The sequence below is a fragment of the Paracoccus tegillarcae genome (assembly GCF_002847305.1).
GTDB classification, from domain to species: domain Bacteria; phylum Pseudomonadota; class Alphaproteobacteria; order Rhodobacterales; family Rhodobacteraceae; genus Paracoccus; species Paracoccus tegillarcae.
In genome coordinates, this window is sequence record NZ_CP025408.1 from 3,137,933 (window position 1) to 3,152,112 (window position 14,180).

The window sequence follows — 14,180 nt, forward strand, 5'->3', positions numbered from 1 at the left end:
GCCACGGTCCGCAGTTCACCGAGGCGTCGCCGGCCATTTGGCCAAGCTGAACCTGCCAGACAGACGATCCGCCGCATTCCTTTCCGCGCGCTGACAAGGGCGACCATCTGCACCCAGATCGGGGTTTGCGCGGTATTTGAAGGATGCCACCATGTCGCGTGATCTGAACGCACTCTATATCGCTGACCTCTCCGCCTTTGCCCGCACGCTGCGGGATGATCTGACCGGGCAGGGCGCCAATCCGCCCGGCCATCAGGTCATGCTGGGGCTGATCGCCCGTGCTGCCGGGTTTCGCAATTATCAGCAGTTGCGGGCCGATGCTTCACCGCCCGCCCTGTCCAAGGCGGTTGCGCGCGCGCTGCGCTATTTCGACGATCAGGGTCGACTGACATCATGGCCCGCGCAGACCAGGTTGCAGGCGCTGTGCCTGTGGCGGTTCTGGGCCGGGCTGTTGCCGGGACGCGATTATCGCGAAGCCGAGATCAGCGACGCCTTGAAAGACTGGCATCTGTTTGGTGACCATGTGCTGTTGCGCCGGTCCCTGATTGACCACAGGCTGATGACCCGCGCCACCGATGGCAGTTGGTATCGCCGGGTTGAGCAGGCTCCGCCACCCGAGGCGCTGGCGATGATCCGCGCCGATCTGCGTTCCCGCGTGACCTAGGATTCCTGCATCTGCAGGCTCTGGCGGATGACGATGAATTCGGCGGGGCGGACGGGCGCTGCGGCAATCTCGACGATCATCCGCCCCTCGATGATATCGCTTGACGTCATTGTCTGACCCAGCCCTACGCGGACGGAAAACGCGTCTTCGAGTTTCGCGCCTTGCAACTCGCCTTGTCTCCAGAGGGACGACAGAAAGTTCTCGATCATTGACCGGACGGCGACCCATGTGTTGGCGTCGTTCGGCTCGAACACATAAGCCTCGATGGCAAGGCGGACGGATTCCTCGATCATGATCATCATGCGGCGAATGTTGATATAGCGCCAGTCCAGACTGTTTCCGTCCAGTGTCCGCGCGCCCCAGATCAACGTGCCTTCACCGGTAAAGGGACGGATGGCGTTCACTGCTTTGCCACTGATCGGCACGTTCAGATCCTGCTGCTGTTCGCTATCGATGACCACCATCGGGGCGGCAACCGACGCAAGGCTGACATTGGCAGGTGCCTTCCACACGCCGCGCGAATTATCGACCGACGTGATCGCCCCGGCGATTGCGGCAGCGGGCGGAAGGGAATTCATATACCGGGCCATGCAGCCAAGGACTTTGACGTAAAGCGGCGCGATGGCGCGCAAGGTATTCGACAGCGTTGTGGTCGTCTCCGCAGTCTGATCCTCGCTCAGAATGTCTGGCGCGATATTCAGCAATTCATCGATGCGATCCTGATGGCCTTGGACCTCGCCAAGCAGCAGGGTCATCAGCTGCGCCCGGCTTTCACCTTCGAGGTTCATATAGGTGAACTGGCTGTCATCATGGACCGTGCTGTGCAGCCAGGGATAGTAGGCTGCCGCGTAGGACAGGTCCCGGTTCCCGCAATCGTCACGGAAACAGGCGACGGGATCGCCGCGCGGGCTGTCTCGGGGCAGATAGCCGCCATGGATGTCCAGGATGGCCATCCGGCTTTTCATCACCGCGCCGCAATGGCGGATCATCTGCTGATGCACATTGGCCGAGCCATCGCGGCTGAGCCGCGTTGTTTCGGGAATGACGACCATGGTCGGCTCTGCTTCGTCTTCCAGCCGGGTCAGCGCATTCAGCATCGCGTCCGGCTGGATCGGTTCGTCATAGCTGCCGATAGAGGTGACATAGCAGGCACCGCCCACATTCGCGAAAAACAGCGCCATGGCGGCGGACAGCGCATAGCCCTCGTTGGTCTGCGTCAACTCATAGCTTTGGGGTCCGTCGGGTTCCTGCACATCAAATACCGCAGGCGGCAATTCGGCAGGCAAAGAGGTGTCCGCGCCGCGCTGATAGGGCGGCTCATCCAGTCGCGGCGCAAAGGGCGTCAGCTTGAATACTGGCTTGGGCGGGCCGCCGAAATACGTCTGGAATTCGAAAAGGGACGTGATCCTGGTGGGGATATTGCGCAGCGTATCGGACCCGTTCAGCGCCGTTTCCGTATGGCCGATAAAGGCCGGAACTGCCGTCGGGACCTGTACCACGGAATTCGGAAACGCAGACCTTTCGACGATATAGACGCCCGGTGTCTTGTAGCTCATGTCGCGGCCCCCTGATGCTAGGGTCAGGACGCGCCACCACGCATGTCCTTGTCAAGCATTGGTTTTCCGCGCTTGCCGCTGCCGAGGCGTATCAGCCGGGCAGCCTGAACAGCCGCACCGGGGGCTTGTCGGCGCGCGCAATGATGCCCTTGGCCTCAAGATCCAGCTGCACGCATTTCAGCCACCAGCCGGCCTTGTCGCCGCCCGGAAACAGCGCCTGATCCAGATGCGGCAGCAGGGCGGTCTTGGCGTCGGGCACCTTCATGCCGGGTGCCTCATCGGGCAGGACCTGCATCAGCGCCTGCCGCATCGTCTGATATTTCGCGCGATTGACGCGGGTCTTGTGATGAGGACTGTTGACGTTCTCGACCTCGATCTTGTCATCGTCGGACATGGTGTCTCCATTCGTTTGCAATCAGGGATGGACGCCGAATTCGCCGTCGATCTGGATATCGATCGGGTCGGTGAAGAATGCGTTAAGACCGTAGGCCTGCGGGTCAATGGTGGTCACCGCCGTCATGCCGATCAGATCGGTGATAAAGGGATTGCCCGCTTCATCACCCGCATAGCCGCGCCCTGCGCCGACCAACGTGACATCGAAGGTCGCGGGATTGGTCTGGCCCATGATCGTCAGATCGCCGGTGACGGTGCCCGCCGTATCGCTCTCGGCGGCAAAGTCGGTCGATCTGAACGTCGCCTCGGGGAACTGGGCGGTGTTCAGATAGTCGGCGCCGTAAAGGAAATCGGCAAAGCCCGGCGCTGGTGTGCTGATCGATTCCATCTGCACGGTGGCATCCAGTTGGCTGGTGGCGGGGCTGTCGGGGTTCCAGTCCAGCGTGGCGGCGACCTCGTTGAATCGCAGCACGCTGATCGAGAAATTCATATGCGGCACGCGCACCAGAACCGCCGTGTGCAACGGGTCCATCCGGTACTGCCCGGCAGCGGCTGCGTGATAATCGGACTGGCCGCGTGGCACGTCTGCCGGTGCGATAGTCTCGGCGTCGGTTTGCTGGTTTTCGGCAAGCACGGGCGAGGCCGCCAGCGCGGCGGCAAGGATCACGCGGTAAAGCATCATTCGTCCTTTGTTTCGATACGGTGCAGGATCATGCCGGGCAGGGCCGGATGTGTGGTGATACTGCCATGGGTGGTGTCAGGCAGGATGCCCAGCCACGCGCCGGGGATGGTGGCTGCCAGATGCAGCGCATGGTCGCGGCGGATAAAGTCGGTATCGCCTTGAAGGATCTGCGCGGGCGCGGTGATGGCGGCAAGCTGGTCGTCGCTCCAACCCCAATCGCTGCCGATGAAGGCACCCATCTTGGCAAACATCTGCTCGGCGGCCTCGGCCCCGCCGGGGTTCATCTGCGCAACATCTTCCCGCATCTGGGTGAATTCCTGCTCGGTCGGCATCAGCGCGGCCATGTCGGGCGGCAGTTGAAAGCTGGGATCGCGGTTCATCTGCGCAAATTCCGGCAGAAAGCCGTCGAGGTTCTGGCTGGCCGAAATGGCCGTCAGGCTGGCGACGCGGTCGGGCGCGTTTACCGCCAGTTCGAGCCCCAACATGCCGCCCGCCGAAAAGCCAACGACATGCGCCTTATCCACGCCAAGCGCGTCCAGCACGCCAAGCGTATCGCTGCGCATGCTGGCCAGCGTGATCGGGGCGTCGTTCAGGGGCGTATGGCCGTGGCCCTGCTGTTCGACCCCGATCACCGGATGGTCAGCGGCCAGTTCCGGGATCATCGTGCCGAAGGTCGATTGGATATGCATCGCGCCGCCATGCAGCAGCAGGATGGGCAGCGCACCCGGCGCCAGTTCGCCGTGGATTTCGTAATAGACCTCATGTCCATCAACGCGCGCCGTGTCGGCCGAAGCTGGCGCGGCGAAAGCCATCGCCATCATTGCCACCACCCTCACGTCTTGCCCTCGAACGCCGCGCGCATCACGGCGATGTCCAGTTTCTTCATCTGATACATGGCTTGCCTTGCGCGTTCGGATGCCTCCGGATCATCGGAAAAATTCATCTGCATCACTTCGCGCGGGGTGATCTGCCATGACAGGCCCCAAGGGTCGATCAGCCAGCCGCATTGGCTTTCCTGCCCGCCATCGGCCGTCAGCGCATCCCACAGCCGGTCGGTTTCGGCCTGATCGTCGGTCAGGACCATGATCGATGCCGCAGGCGACAGCGTGAAATGCGGCCCGCCATTCAGGATCATGTAGGGCGTGCCGCCGAGGTGGAAATTGACCACCATTGCCGGGGTGTCGCCCCCCTTGAAGCGATCCTGATCCTGCATGGCGCTGCCGGGGATCAGCGAGGTGTAGAACTGCGCCGCCGTCTCTCCATCCTTTTCCATCCACAGGCAGGTGCGGATACGCGGATCGGTTGCGTTGCTCATGCGTTTGTCCTTTCTGCTTCTGCGGCCTGCCAATGCGCCATCTGGTCAGCATGGGCGCGTTGAAACGCCGGGCGCGCCTTGGCCCGCGCGATGTAATCCAGCAGCACCGGATGATCGGCCAAAGCGCCCTCATCGGCGGCAGGGCGCAGCACCTCGACCATGATGATATCGGCAACCGAAAAGCGGTCGCCCAGCAGCCAGTCCTTGCCATCGAGCACATCGGCAAGCTGTGCAAGGCGCGGTTGCAGACGGTCATTGGCGTTGGCCGCGGCCCTGTCGTCCTTGTCAAAGGCAGCGGCGATGATCCAGGCCATGACGGGCAGTTCGACACTGTTCAGCGCGGCAATGACCCATTGGTTGACCCGCGCCCGGCCGGTGCGGTCTTCGGGCATCAGCTCCGGTTGCCCGTCGGCCAGATGCAGCGCCATCGCACCGCTTTCGAACAGGGTCAGATCGCCATCTTTCAGGATAGGCACCTGATGAAAGGGCTGGATTGCCAGATGTCCGGGCGTTTTGTCGTTCAGCGGCACGGTTTCGATCTTGTAGGGAATGCCAGCCTCTTCCGCCGTCCAGCGCGGGCGCATGTCGCGGACATAGCCGCGCGGGAATTCCGGCACCCAATCATAGGTGACGATGGTGACGGGATCACGGCTCATGCTGTGGTTTCCTTCGGACCGACCACGGCGAACCACGCGCCTTGCGGGTCCTGGGCGATGGCGATGAAGGCGCCGCCGGGAACCTCGACCGGGCCGTGATGCACCGTGCCGCCGCCATCCTTGATGCGGGTAATGGCCGGTTCAACGCCGTTCACGCCGAAATAGGCCAGCCACGTTGGCACGGGCGAATTGCCCAGGCCCATCATCCCGCCGATATCCGCGCCATCATGGGAAAACAGCTGGTATGTACCCATCTCACCCATATCCATGGCCTCTGATTTCTGCCAGCCGAAGATCTTGGAATAAAAATCGAACCCGGCAGCGGGATCGGTCGACATCAACTCGTGCCAGTTGCCGTGCCCGGTCTTGTCCTGATCAAACGCGTTGCCTTGCCCGTCATCGGGCATCGGTTCGGGTTCAAGGATGCAAAAACCTGCGCCCTGCGGATCGGCCAGCAAGGCGAAGCGGCCGGTATTGGGGATCACCTGCACATCGCGATGCACCTGACCGCCCGCCGCCTTGATATCAGCCACGGCCTTGTCGGCGTCATCGACGACGAAATAGACCATCCATAAGGGCGGCATGCCGCATACATCATCGGGCATCTCCATCAGCCCGGCGACCATGTCGCCATCTGATTTCGCCAGATGATAGGTAAAGTCGGGCATGCCGGAATCGTCGACTTCCCAGCCCAGAACCTTGGTGTAGAATGTGCCCGCATGGGCAAGCTGTCCTTTGCCTGTCGCCAATTCGTACCAGCAGGGGCTGCCATGTTGCTTAGCCATGTCGTTCTCCTTCGCGGTTGGATTGATCAGGATAGGTCGAGCAGGCGCTCGAACCCGCCCCACATCATGCGCATGCCGTCAAAGGGCATTTCGGGCATCTCCCTGCCCTCCATCTCGGCCTCCATCATCTTGGCGGCAGCGTCGCAGGTGGCACGGTCGGGCCATGCGACCCAGCTGAACAGCGGCACTTCGCCATCCTCGGCCTTGGCGGCGCGGTAGAAATCGGTCTGCTTGCCATGCGGAACGTCGACGCCCCATCCCTCCATCGTGCCAAGCGCCCCGCCTTTCTTGAAGGTCGGCCAGGCCATGCCCGCCATATCGACATAGGCATCCTTTTTCTGCTCCGGCACGGCCAGCGCAAAGCCCTGAATATAACCCGCCCCATCGACCGCGCCCTTTTCAAAGGCAGGCTCGAAGCCGCCAAAGATCATCCGGGCGCCGTCGAACGGCATTTCCGCCATATTGGCCATGTCGGGATCTTCCATCAGCTTTTGCCATCCTGCATCGGCGGCGGCCTTGTCGGGCCACTCGATCCAGGAAAACACGACTGTTTCGTCTGACTTGGCCTGCACCGCGTTCGGCAGTCCCGTGACCTTGCCCTCGGGCACATCGACGCCCCAGCTTTCGACCATGCGGGTCGCGCCGTGGCGTTTGAACATCGGCCATGCGGCCTTTGCGTGCTGGATATAGGCGTCCTTGTTGGCGGTCGGGACGGCCGCGAGCAAGCCGGAATAATAGGTCATCTGAAAGCTCCTGTCGTGAGCGGAAAATACACCGTTCGAATCACAGCATGCCGCTTGCAGTATTAAAAAGCAACTGATAGTATTAAAATATGACTAAGCAAGGCGATACTCCGCGCATCCGCTATGACGAGGGCTGTTTGGCGGCCCACGCGCTGAATGTGATCGGCGATCGGTGGGCGTTGCTGGTCGCGCGCGAATTGCTGTTTGCGCCCAAGCGATTTCAGGCGATCCGGGCGGGGCTGCCCGGCATTACGGCGGGGGTGTTGACGCAGCGTTTGGCGCAACTGACCGAGGCTGGCGTCGTCACCCATGATCCGGCGCTTGGGATTTACGGGCTGACACCGTCGGGTCAGGCGCTGCATCCGGTGCTGATCGCGCTGTGCCATTGGGGCAGTCAGCATGATGGCCACGATCCGCGCCGGTTCATCAGTCCGACAGCGCTGATGATTTCCATGACGGCCAAGATCGACCACGCGGCGGCGCGAGGGACGGGCCTGACCGCCGCCTTCGATATGGGGCGCGAGGGGTTTGTGATGCGGATCGCGCAGGATGGATCGGCGCTGGTTGCACCCAGCCAACAGCCCGAGGGCGATTTTCTGCTGCGAGGCACGGGCAACAACCTGGCCGTCGCGGTTTATGGTCCCGTGCCCATTGCGCGGCTGGCGCAGGGCGAGGCTGTGGCGCTGGCTGGCGATGCGGGCGCGGCACAGCGCTTCATCGATCTTTTCAGCCTGCGCAACGACATCTAGCCCGCCAGCGGCACGCCTTCGTCCTCTTTCAGCGTTTTCAACACGATCTCCGACCGCACATGCGCCACCTGTGGATGGGGCAGCAGGTGCTGGTGCAGGAATTCGGCGAAATCCTCCAGATCGCGGGCGCGGACATCCAGCACGTAATCGGCATCGCCCGCGACCGAAAAGGCCGCGCGGATCTGCGGATGTTGCTGCACGAAACGCGCAAAGCTGTCATCGGTGCGCCCACCATGGCTTTGCAGATTGACCCGCGTGATCGCCCGAAAGCCAAAGCCCAGGCCCCCGGCATTCAGGCGCGCGGCATAGCCCTTGATCAGCCCGGCTTCCTCTAACGCGGTACGCCTGCGCGAACATTGCGAGGGCGACAGGTTCACCAGTTCGGACAGAGCTGCATTGGTCATGGCGCCGTCACGCTGCAATGCGGCGAGAATGGCGAGGTCGAACTGATCCATGCTCATGTTGTGCGCCTTTATGCGGCTTTATGCGTCTATCTTGTAAATAGGCGCGAAAGGGGACGTTCTTTGCAACCCCTTTGCGTCAGATTTGTGGGATAAATGGTGAAAGCATTAACGAAGGAGCCGCACCATGGGACCTTTCCCGCATAACGCCCCGAAAGCCACGATCAGCGACGCCAACCCCGCTGGCACCGACGGATTCGAGTTCGTCGAATATGCTCATCCGCAGCCCGAAGTGCTGGATAAGATCTTCCGCCAGATGGGATTTACCCCGGTTGCCAAGCACAAGACCAAGAACATCACGCTCTATCGTCAGGGCGATATCAACTATTTGCTGAACGCCGATGCGGACGGCCATGCCGCGCAATTCGTGAAGGATCACGGTCCCTGCGCGCCTGCAATGGCTTGGCGCGTCGTCGATGCGCAGCACGCGCTGAAGCGCGCGATTGAACTGGGTGCCACGGAATATACCGGGCCCGGCAAGTCGCTGGACGTCCCGGCGGTGATCGGGATCGGCGGCTCGCTGCTGTATTTCGTCGATACCTACGGCAAGGATGGCAGCGCTTATGAGGCTGATTTCGACTGGCTGGGCGAGGCGAACCCGCGGCCTGAGGGCTTTGGTTTCTTCTACCTCGACCACCTGACCCATAACGTCATTCGCGGTAATATGGACACCTGGTACAAGTTCTACCACGACGTGTTCAACTTCCGCGAAATCAAGTTCTTTGACATCAAGGGCAAGCAGACCGGCCTGACCAGCCGCGCGCTGACCAGCCCCGATGGCAAGATCCGCATTCCGATTAATGAAAGCGCGGATGAGAACAGCCAGATCGAGGAATATCTGCGCGAATACAAGGGCGAGGGCATCCAGCACATCGCCATCGCCAGCGATGATATCTATGCCGGCACCGATCACATCGCCGATGCCGGGATGGAGTTCATGCCCGGACCGCCCGCGACCTATTACGAGATGTCGCACAAGCGCGTCACCGACCATGAAGAACCGATCGAGCGGATGAAAAAGCACGGCATTCTGATCGACGGCGAAGGTGTCGTGGGTGGCGGTGAGACCCGCATCCTGCTGCAGATCTTCTCGAAAACGGTCATCGGGCCGATCTTTTTCGAGTTCATTCAGCGGAAGGGTGATGACGGCTTTGGCGAAGGCAACTTCCGCGCCCTGTTTGAATCGATCGAGGAAGATCAGGTTCGCCGTGGCGTGCTCAAGGCAGAGCCCGCCGAATAAGATCGTTTGACCTGATACGCGCCCGGTCCCTATGGTCCGGGCGCGTTTTCTTTGAGAAGGGGCTGATATGGCCTGGACCGATTACAGCAGCGCCCCGAAGCCTGGCACGCGCGTCGCGGCGCTGGCCGATATTCAGGGCGCGACCACGCAGATGTTGGTCACGGATCGCGGTGAATTCCCGATGCTGCTGGTCCGCGTGGGCACAAAGATCCACGCCTATGTCAACGCCTGCCCGCATCAATACCTGCCGCTGGACTACCGCGGTCCGCAGATCCTGACCGCCGACGGTGCGCGGCTGATGTGCACCGGCCACGGCGCGCAGTTCGAGGCCGCCACCGGCGAGCCGCTGTCAGGTGCCGATTGCGCGCTGGACCGGGTGCCGCTGGTCATCAAGGACGAGGCGATCCTGATCGGCGAGGATTGACCACGGGGCGCCATAGCGCAGTTCGGGATCGTTCTGGCCGCCGCCAGAGGCGCTGGCAGGCTCAGTTGTCGACAAGTTCCGCCTCTGTATGAGGGACGGTTTCGGCCTCGATCGTGCCATCGGGTTCGGCTACGGCCTCAGCGATGGGTTCGGGCGGCGCGAAGGCGGCGGTCAGTTCAACTGTCTTGGCCTTTTTGTCAAAGATGCAGACATAGCGGTCGGCAGCGCCGTCGGGCAGGGTGGTGATCATCAGTGCCGCGCCATAGCTTTCCGAGCCGAAGGGATTGACCTCGATCACGGTCTCACCCTCATCGGGGGCCAGTTCCACGCAGGCATCATGGACCTCGGTGCGAAAGGCCTCCCATGCTTCATCGGTCGAGGCATGGGCCGTTGTGGCCGAAACCGGCAGCGCAAGTGTGAAGGCCAGCGTGGAAAGGCCGGCGAAGATAGGCTGTTTAAGGTGATTTAGCATCATGTCCTCTGACTGATATCTGTCAGACCGAACGATCTGAGCCCGGTCGAAGTTGCGTCGGCAAGCGACGGCTTTGGTTTACGTTGTTCCCGATATGGGCGGGCAGGGGTGCGGGGCATCGTTTTGCTGGCCCTTGGCTGGCCATCCTCGCACCATCGTCCGATCCGCCTTTTCGGTCCGACACGAAAAAGGGCCGGGGTTTCGCCCGGCCCTCATGATCAGATTTTTACCGCACGCGACTTACTGCGTCGGACGGATCAGGATCTCGACACGACGGTTCGTGGCGCGACCCGCGGCCGTGTCGTTCGACGCGACCGGCTGGCTTTCACCGCGGCCAACGGCCACAAGGCGACCGCTGTTGACGCCGGCGGCGCTGAGGATGCCTGCAACCGACTGCGCACGGCGCTGCGACAGGTCCTGGTTATAGGCGGCGGCGCCAGTGCTGTCGGTATGGCCGATGACCTCGACGCGGCTGTTGGGATACTGGTTCAGGTTGCGCGCAACGGCATAGAGGTCGTTTTGCGCCGGACCGGACACTGCGGCCGAATCGGTGGCGAACAGGATGCCCTCGGGCATGATCACCTGCAGATAGCTGCCGTGGTTGATGATCTGGACATTCGGGTTCGAGATCGACTGCTCAAGCGCGGCGGCCTGACGGTCCAGAATGTTGCCAGCGACGGCACCGGCGGCTGCGCCAACAAGCGCGCCTTTGACGGCGTCCTGGCCCTGGTTGTTCTTGTCCTCATCGCGGGTCGCACCAGCGATGGCACCGACGGCCGCGCCGGCAATGGCACCCTGCTGGGTGCGGCTCATTGTGGGATTGCCATATTGATCGGTGCAAGCCACCAGTCCAAACAGCGAGGCGGTTGCGGCAAGGGCGATAATCCGGGGTTTCATAGGTCTCTGTCCTTTCGTCGTTCCATATCGTCGTCAAGGCGAGGGGCCACCCGCAGTTTCGGGGGCTGCGTCCTGACGCTCCAGGCTTTCATGCCCGCGCGGCGAAGCCCACAGGCGATAACGCGAGAAACTAATCTCGGTTCCACTTATCTGCCAGTCACTTCTTTGCAGAACCCGCTGACAACTCGTCACAATCCGGCCATGGCAGCGTGATGGACCGAGCCGGCCATTCAACCGGCATAGATTTCCGGCATGAACGGCACATCGGTATCGCCGGGACGCATGCCGGATGCGGTCAGCATAGCATGAATCTGCCCGCGATGATGGGTCTGGTGGTTGAAAAACTGCACGACCAGTTCAGCCCGGGGGCGCGTGACCTGCCGGCCAAGGGCGCCTGAATGCCAGGTCAGATCGCCGTCAAGCCATGCGGCGGACAGATTTTCTGCCCAGTCGAGAATACGGCGATCCATGTGCATCCGTTCTTCGCGAAAGACGTTCCAGTCTTCGATCATCGAAGTGGATGCGGGAATATCGCCAGGCGGAGGCGGATCTTCGCAAAAGCGGCTCAGCCAGATGCCGTCACCCCATAGAAGATGCGAAAACGTTCCTTCGATAGAGCCGAAGAACGCCCCCCGGTTCTGGCGGCGGGCCTCGTCGTCCAGCGCATCGGCGCAGGTGATCAGGTTGTCGTTCTGCCAGTGATTGTAGCGCGCCATCAATTGGGCGAAGGCAGGATTGATCATCGGACCCTCCCTTGTTTGACCGGTCTCATGGCAATTTGGCCAGACCGTTCGAGAATTGGCAAGGGTTGCTTGCAAAGCCTGCGCCATCCCGCCAAAACCCACATATGGCCAAGACGAAACGATTGCCGCCCGCGCTGCCCTTTGCCGATCAGGTCGCGATCTTTTCGCGGCTTCAGGCGGCTGATCCGCATCCCAAGACCGAGTTGGCATTCTCCAATCCCTATACGCTGGTCGTGGCGGTGGCGCTGTCGGCGCAATCGACGGATGTGGGCGTGAACAAGGCAACGCGGGCGCTGTTTGCCGCCGCCGATACGCCGCAGAAGATGCTGGATCTCGGCCTTGAAGCCGTCACGCAGAATATCAGGACCATTGGTCTGTTCCGGCAGAAAGCCAAGAATGTCATCGCGCTGTCGCGCATACTGGTCGATGACTATGGCGGCGAGGTGCCCGACAGCCGCGCGGCCCTGATCGGACTGCCGGGCGTGGGCCGCAAGACTGCCAATGTCGTGTTGAACTGTGCCTTCGGTTTTCCCGCGCAGGCAGTCGATACCCATATCTTTCGCGTCGGCAATCGCACGCGCATCGCACCGGGCCACGATGTGGATCAGGTCGAGCGCGCCATCGAAGACAACGTTCCCGCCCGCTTTCAGCAGCATGCCCATCATTGGCTGATTCTGCACGGGCGCTATATCTGTCAGGCGCGACGGCCACGCTGCGGCATCTGCACGCTGGCCGATCTGTGCCCCTATGAGGAGAAGACCGAATGACCACCCCTTATGTGATTGGCATCGGCAATGCGATCATGGACGTTATATCGCCTACGGATGATGACTGGCTGGTGCGCATGGGCGTGCAAAAGGGTGTCATGCAACTGATCGAGCGCGAGCGGTCTGAATATCTGATGGCCTCGCAGGCCGATGATCACGGCTCGGGGCGCTCGCAGGCGCGGCTGGCGCCCGGCGGATCGGTGGCCAACACCCTGGCCGGGATCGGGATGCTTGGCTTGCGGACGGCATTTATCGGCCGGGTGGCGAATGATGCGCTTGGGCTTTCCTATGCCGAACAGACCGAGGCGGCGGGCACTGTCTTTGTCAATCCGCCCGTTGCGGGCGACGTGCTGCCGACCAGCCGTTCGATCATTTTCGTGACCCCGGATGGCGAGCGTTCGATGAACACCTATCTTGGCATCTCGGCCGAATTGGGCACCGATGACGTCAATCCGGCGGTATTCAGCGGTGCAAGCTTTCTGTTTCTCGAGGGTTACCTGTTCGACAAGCCCGCCGGGATGAAGGCGTTTCTGAAAGCGGCGCAGGCCTGTCACGCGGCCGGAGGCAGGGCCGGGATCGCCCTGTCGGATCCGTTCTGCGTTGACCGTCATCGTCAGGATTTTCGCCATCTCGTCGCCGGCCCGATGGATTATGTGATCGGCAATTCTCATGAGTGGCTGTCGCTGTATCAGACGGATGATCTGGAGCAGGCACTGGTTCAGGCCACCGCCGATTGCGGCATGGTCGTGTGCACACGCTCGGGGGATGACGCGATCCTGATCCGCGACGGGCAGCGCGTCGAGATCCCGGTCCAGCGGGTGGTGCCGCTGGACGCGACCGGCGCGGGCGATCAGTTTGCCGCCGGGCTGATCTATGGGCTGGCCATCGGAGCGTCGCTGGAAGAGGCGGGCCACATGGGCGTCCTGGCGGCGGCCGAGGTGATCATGCATGTCGGGCCACGCCCCGAGCGCGATCTGCGCGAGGATTTTCGGGCCGAGGGTCTGATCTGAACCGCCGCAAGATGGATATTTAAGTGAAGAAGAAAGCCGCGTGTTCTGAATGCAGATCGTGACGTGCAGCCTTCACGCATGCGCGCGGCGCCAGCCTGAACGCCGGGCGGCAGCGTCAGGATCGTCCGCCAGGGCGATCCTTCCCCCGTCTCCGCGTGGCGCTTGCCGGTCGAGGTGCCGTTGCCCGGGCCATGTCGCTGACACTGCGATGATAGAAGAAGGCGCCGAACATGCCTGCGATGGTCGAGGCCACGGTGATGGCATAGACGTCGATGATCAGGCAGATCACCTGACCTTGGGTGGTAACCGGCTTTGAAAAGCTGGCCCCTATTGTCACAGGCTGTGATGTGGTGAAGTAAAACGCGTCTCACAGCGTATGGATATCGCTTTGCAGATGCCCTTTGGCGATCGCGCAAAGCAGTACGGTTGCGAGGATATGGACCGGCAGCGTCGCGATGGCTACGGTGATCAAGCCTTCACGCAGATTCGCGTGCGGGGCGCTTTTACCCTGGGCTGTGTCCTTGAGATTACCGGTCAGACTTGCCGCGACCGCGATGGTTCCCACGTGGCCATGCCTTTCCGGTCGGCCGCGCCGCTTTGGGAGAATGTGATTTGAATGATCG

19 protein-coding genes are annotated in these 14,180 nt (G+C 61.8%); 6 read left to right on the forward strand and 13 right to left on the reverse strand.

Going from position 1 to position 14,180, the window contains the following annotated elements:
• Positions 1–151 precede the first annotated feature (151 nt).
• Positions 152–664, forward strand: coding sequence for a DUF2087 domain-containing protein (locus tag CUV01_RS15260; protein WP_101462148.1), 513 nt, complete (start codon positions 152–154; stop codon positions 662–664).
• On the opposite strand, the gene CUV01_RS15265 is transcribed toward CUV01_RS15260, so the two are convergent.
• The 8 genes from CUV01_RS15265 to CUV01_RS15300 all read right to left on the reverse strand — a co-directional run bounded on the left by CUV01_RS15265 (position 661) and on the right by CUV01_RS15300 (position 6,794).
• Positions 661–2,220: a phage tail sheath family protein gene (locus CUV01_RS15265; protein WP_101461220.1), complete on the reverse strand. Its 1,560-nt coding sequence runs from the start codon at positions 2,218–2,220 to the stop codon at positions 661–663. The genes CUV01_RS15260 and CUV01_RS15265 overlap by 4 nt on opposite strands.
• A 91-nt stretch (positions 2,221–2,311) precedes the next feature.
• Positions 2,312–2,614, reverse strand: a complete 303-nt coding sequence (locus tag CUV01_RS15270) for a DUF6958 family protein (RefSeq protein WP_101462149.1) — start codon at positions 2,612–2,614, stop codon at positions 2,312–2,314.
• Between the two features lie 21 nt (positions 2,615–2,635).
• Positions 2,636–3,295, reverse strand: coding sequence for a YceI family protein (locus tag CUV01_RS15275; RefSeq protein ID WP_232962294.1), 660 nt, complete (start codon positions 3,293–3,295; stop codon positions 2,636–2,638).
• Positions 3,292–4,116, reverse strand: a complete 825-nt coding sequence (locus CUV01_RS15280; protein ID WP_101461221.1) for an alpha/beta fold hydrolase — start codon at positions 4,114–4,116, stop codon at positions 3,292–3,294. The genes CUV01_RS15275 and CUV01_RS15280 overlap by 4 nt, the downstream gene beginning before the upstream one ends.
• Before the next feature lie 11 nt (positions 4,117–4,127).
• Positions 4,128–4,610 (reverse strand): VOC family protein, encoded by a 483-nt coding sequence (locus CUV01_RS15285; RefSeq protein ID WP_101461222.1) that lies wholly within the window; start codon positions 4,608–4,610, stop codon positions 4,128–4,130.
• Positions 4,607–5,266, reverse strand: coding sequence for a glutathione S-transferase family protein (locus tag CUV01_RS15290; protein ID WP_101461223.1), 660 nt, complete (start codon positions 5,264–5,266; stop codon positions 4,607–4,609). The genes CUV01_RS15285 and CUV01_RS15290 overlap by 4 nt, the downstream gene beginning before the upstream one ends.
• Complete coding sequence (locus tag CUV01_RS15295; RefSeq protein ID WP_101461224.1) at positions 5,263–6,051, reverse strand: VOC family protein; 789 nt, start codon at positions 6,049–6,051, stop codon at positions 5,263–5,265. Before CUV01_RS15295 ends, CUV01_RS15290 begins: the two co-directional genes overlap by 4 nt.
• 26 nt (positions 6,052–6,077) lie before the next feature.
• Entirely contained in the window at positions 6,078–6,794 is a 717-nt protein-coding gene (locus CUV01_RS15300) for a DUF1428 domain-containing protein (RefSeq protein ID WP_101461225.1), read from the reverse strand.
• 89 nt (positions 6,795–6,883) lie between these two features.
• On the opposite strand from CUV01_RS15300, the gene CUV01_RS15305 reads away from it, so the two are divergent.
• Complete coding sequence (locus CUV01_RS15305; RefSeq protein ID WP_101461226.1) at positions 6,884–7,543, forward strand: winged helix-turn-helix transcriptional regulator; 660 nt, start codon at positions 6,884–6,886, stop codon at positions 7,541–7,543.
• Here CUV01_RS15305 and CUV01_RS15310 read toward each other — a convergent pair.
• A complete protein-coding gene (locus tag CUV01_RS15310; RefSeq protein WP_101461227.1) occupies positions 7,540–8,004 on the reverse strand; it encodes an Lrp/AsnC family transcriptional regulator in 465 nt (154 codons plus the stop codon). The genes CUV01_RS15305 and CUV01_RS15310 overlap by 4 nt on opposite strands.
• Before the next feature lie 127 nt (positions 8,005–8,131).
• Between CUV01_RS15310 and hppD the strand changes: the two genes are divergently transcribed.
• Positions 8,132–9,244, forward strand: a complete 1,113-nt coding sequence (gene hppD, locus CUV01_RS15315; RefSeq protein WP_101461228.1) for a 4-hydroxyphenylpyruvate dioxygenase — start codon at positions 8,132–8,134, stop codon at positions 9,242–9,244.
• Positions 9,245–9,311: 67 nt separating this feature from the next.
• Positions 9,312–9,668: a Rieske (2Fe-2S) protein gene (locus CUV01_RS15320; protein WP_101461229.1), complete on the forward strand. Its 357-nt coding sequence runs from the start codon at positions 9,312–9,314 to the stop codon at positions 9,666–9,668.
• 61 nt (positions 9,669–9,729) lie between these two features.
• Here CUV01_RS15320 and CUV01_RS15325 read toward each other — a convergent pair whose 3' ends face one another.
• The 3 genes from CUV01_RS15325 to CUV01_RS15335 form a co-directional block, all read right to left on the reverse strand.
• Positions 9,730–10,140, reverse strand: coding sequence for a hypothetical protein (locus CUV01_RS15325; protein WP_101462151.1), 411 nt, complete (start codon positions 10,138–10,140; stop codon positions 9,730–9,732).
• 240 nt (positions 10,141–10,380) lie between these two features.
• Positions 10,381–11,037, reverse strand: a complete 657-nt coding sequence (locus CUV01_RS15330) for a YiaD family glycine zipper/OmpA-like lipoprotein (protein ID WP_101461230.1) — start codon at positions 11,035–11,037, stop codon at positions 10,381–10,383.
• Between the two features lie 230 nt (positions 11,038–11,267).
• Positions 11,268–11,780, reverse strand: a complete 513-nt coding sequence (locus tag CUV01_RS15335) for a DinB family protein (RefSeq protein WP_101461231.1) — start codon at positions 11,778–11,780, stop codon at positions 11,268–11,270.
• Between the two features lie 104 nt (positions 11,781–11,884).
• Here CUV01_RS15335 and nth point away from each other — a divergent pair, with 104 nt between their 5' ends.
• Both nth and CUV01_RS15345 read left to right on the forward strand, forming a co-directional pair.
• Positions 11,885–12,547 (forward strand): endonuclease III, encoded by a 663-nt coding sequence (gene nth / locus CUV01_RS15340; RefSeq protein ID WP_101461232.1) that lies wholly within the window; start codon positions 11,885–11,887, stop codon positions 12,545–12,547.
• Positions 12,544–13,557 (forward strand): adenosine kinase, encoded by a 1,014-nt coding sequence (locus CUV01_RS15345; protein ID WP_101461233.1) that lies wholly within the window; start codon positions 12,544–12,546, stop codon positions 13,555–13,557. Before nth ends, CUV01_RS15345 begins: the two co-directional genes overlap by 4 nt.
• A gap of 367 nt (positions 13,558–13,924) precedes the next feature.
• Here the strand turns inward: CUV01_RS15345 and CUV01_RS19720 are convergent, their stop codons facing one another.
• Positions 13,925–14,122, reverse strand: a complete 198-nt coding sequence (locus tag CUV01_RS19720; RefSeq protein ID WP_157994877.1) for a hypothetical protein — start codon at positions 14,120–14,122, stop codon at positions 13,925–13,927.
• Positions 14,123–14,180: the final 58 nt, after the last annotated feature.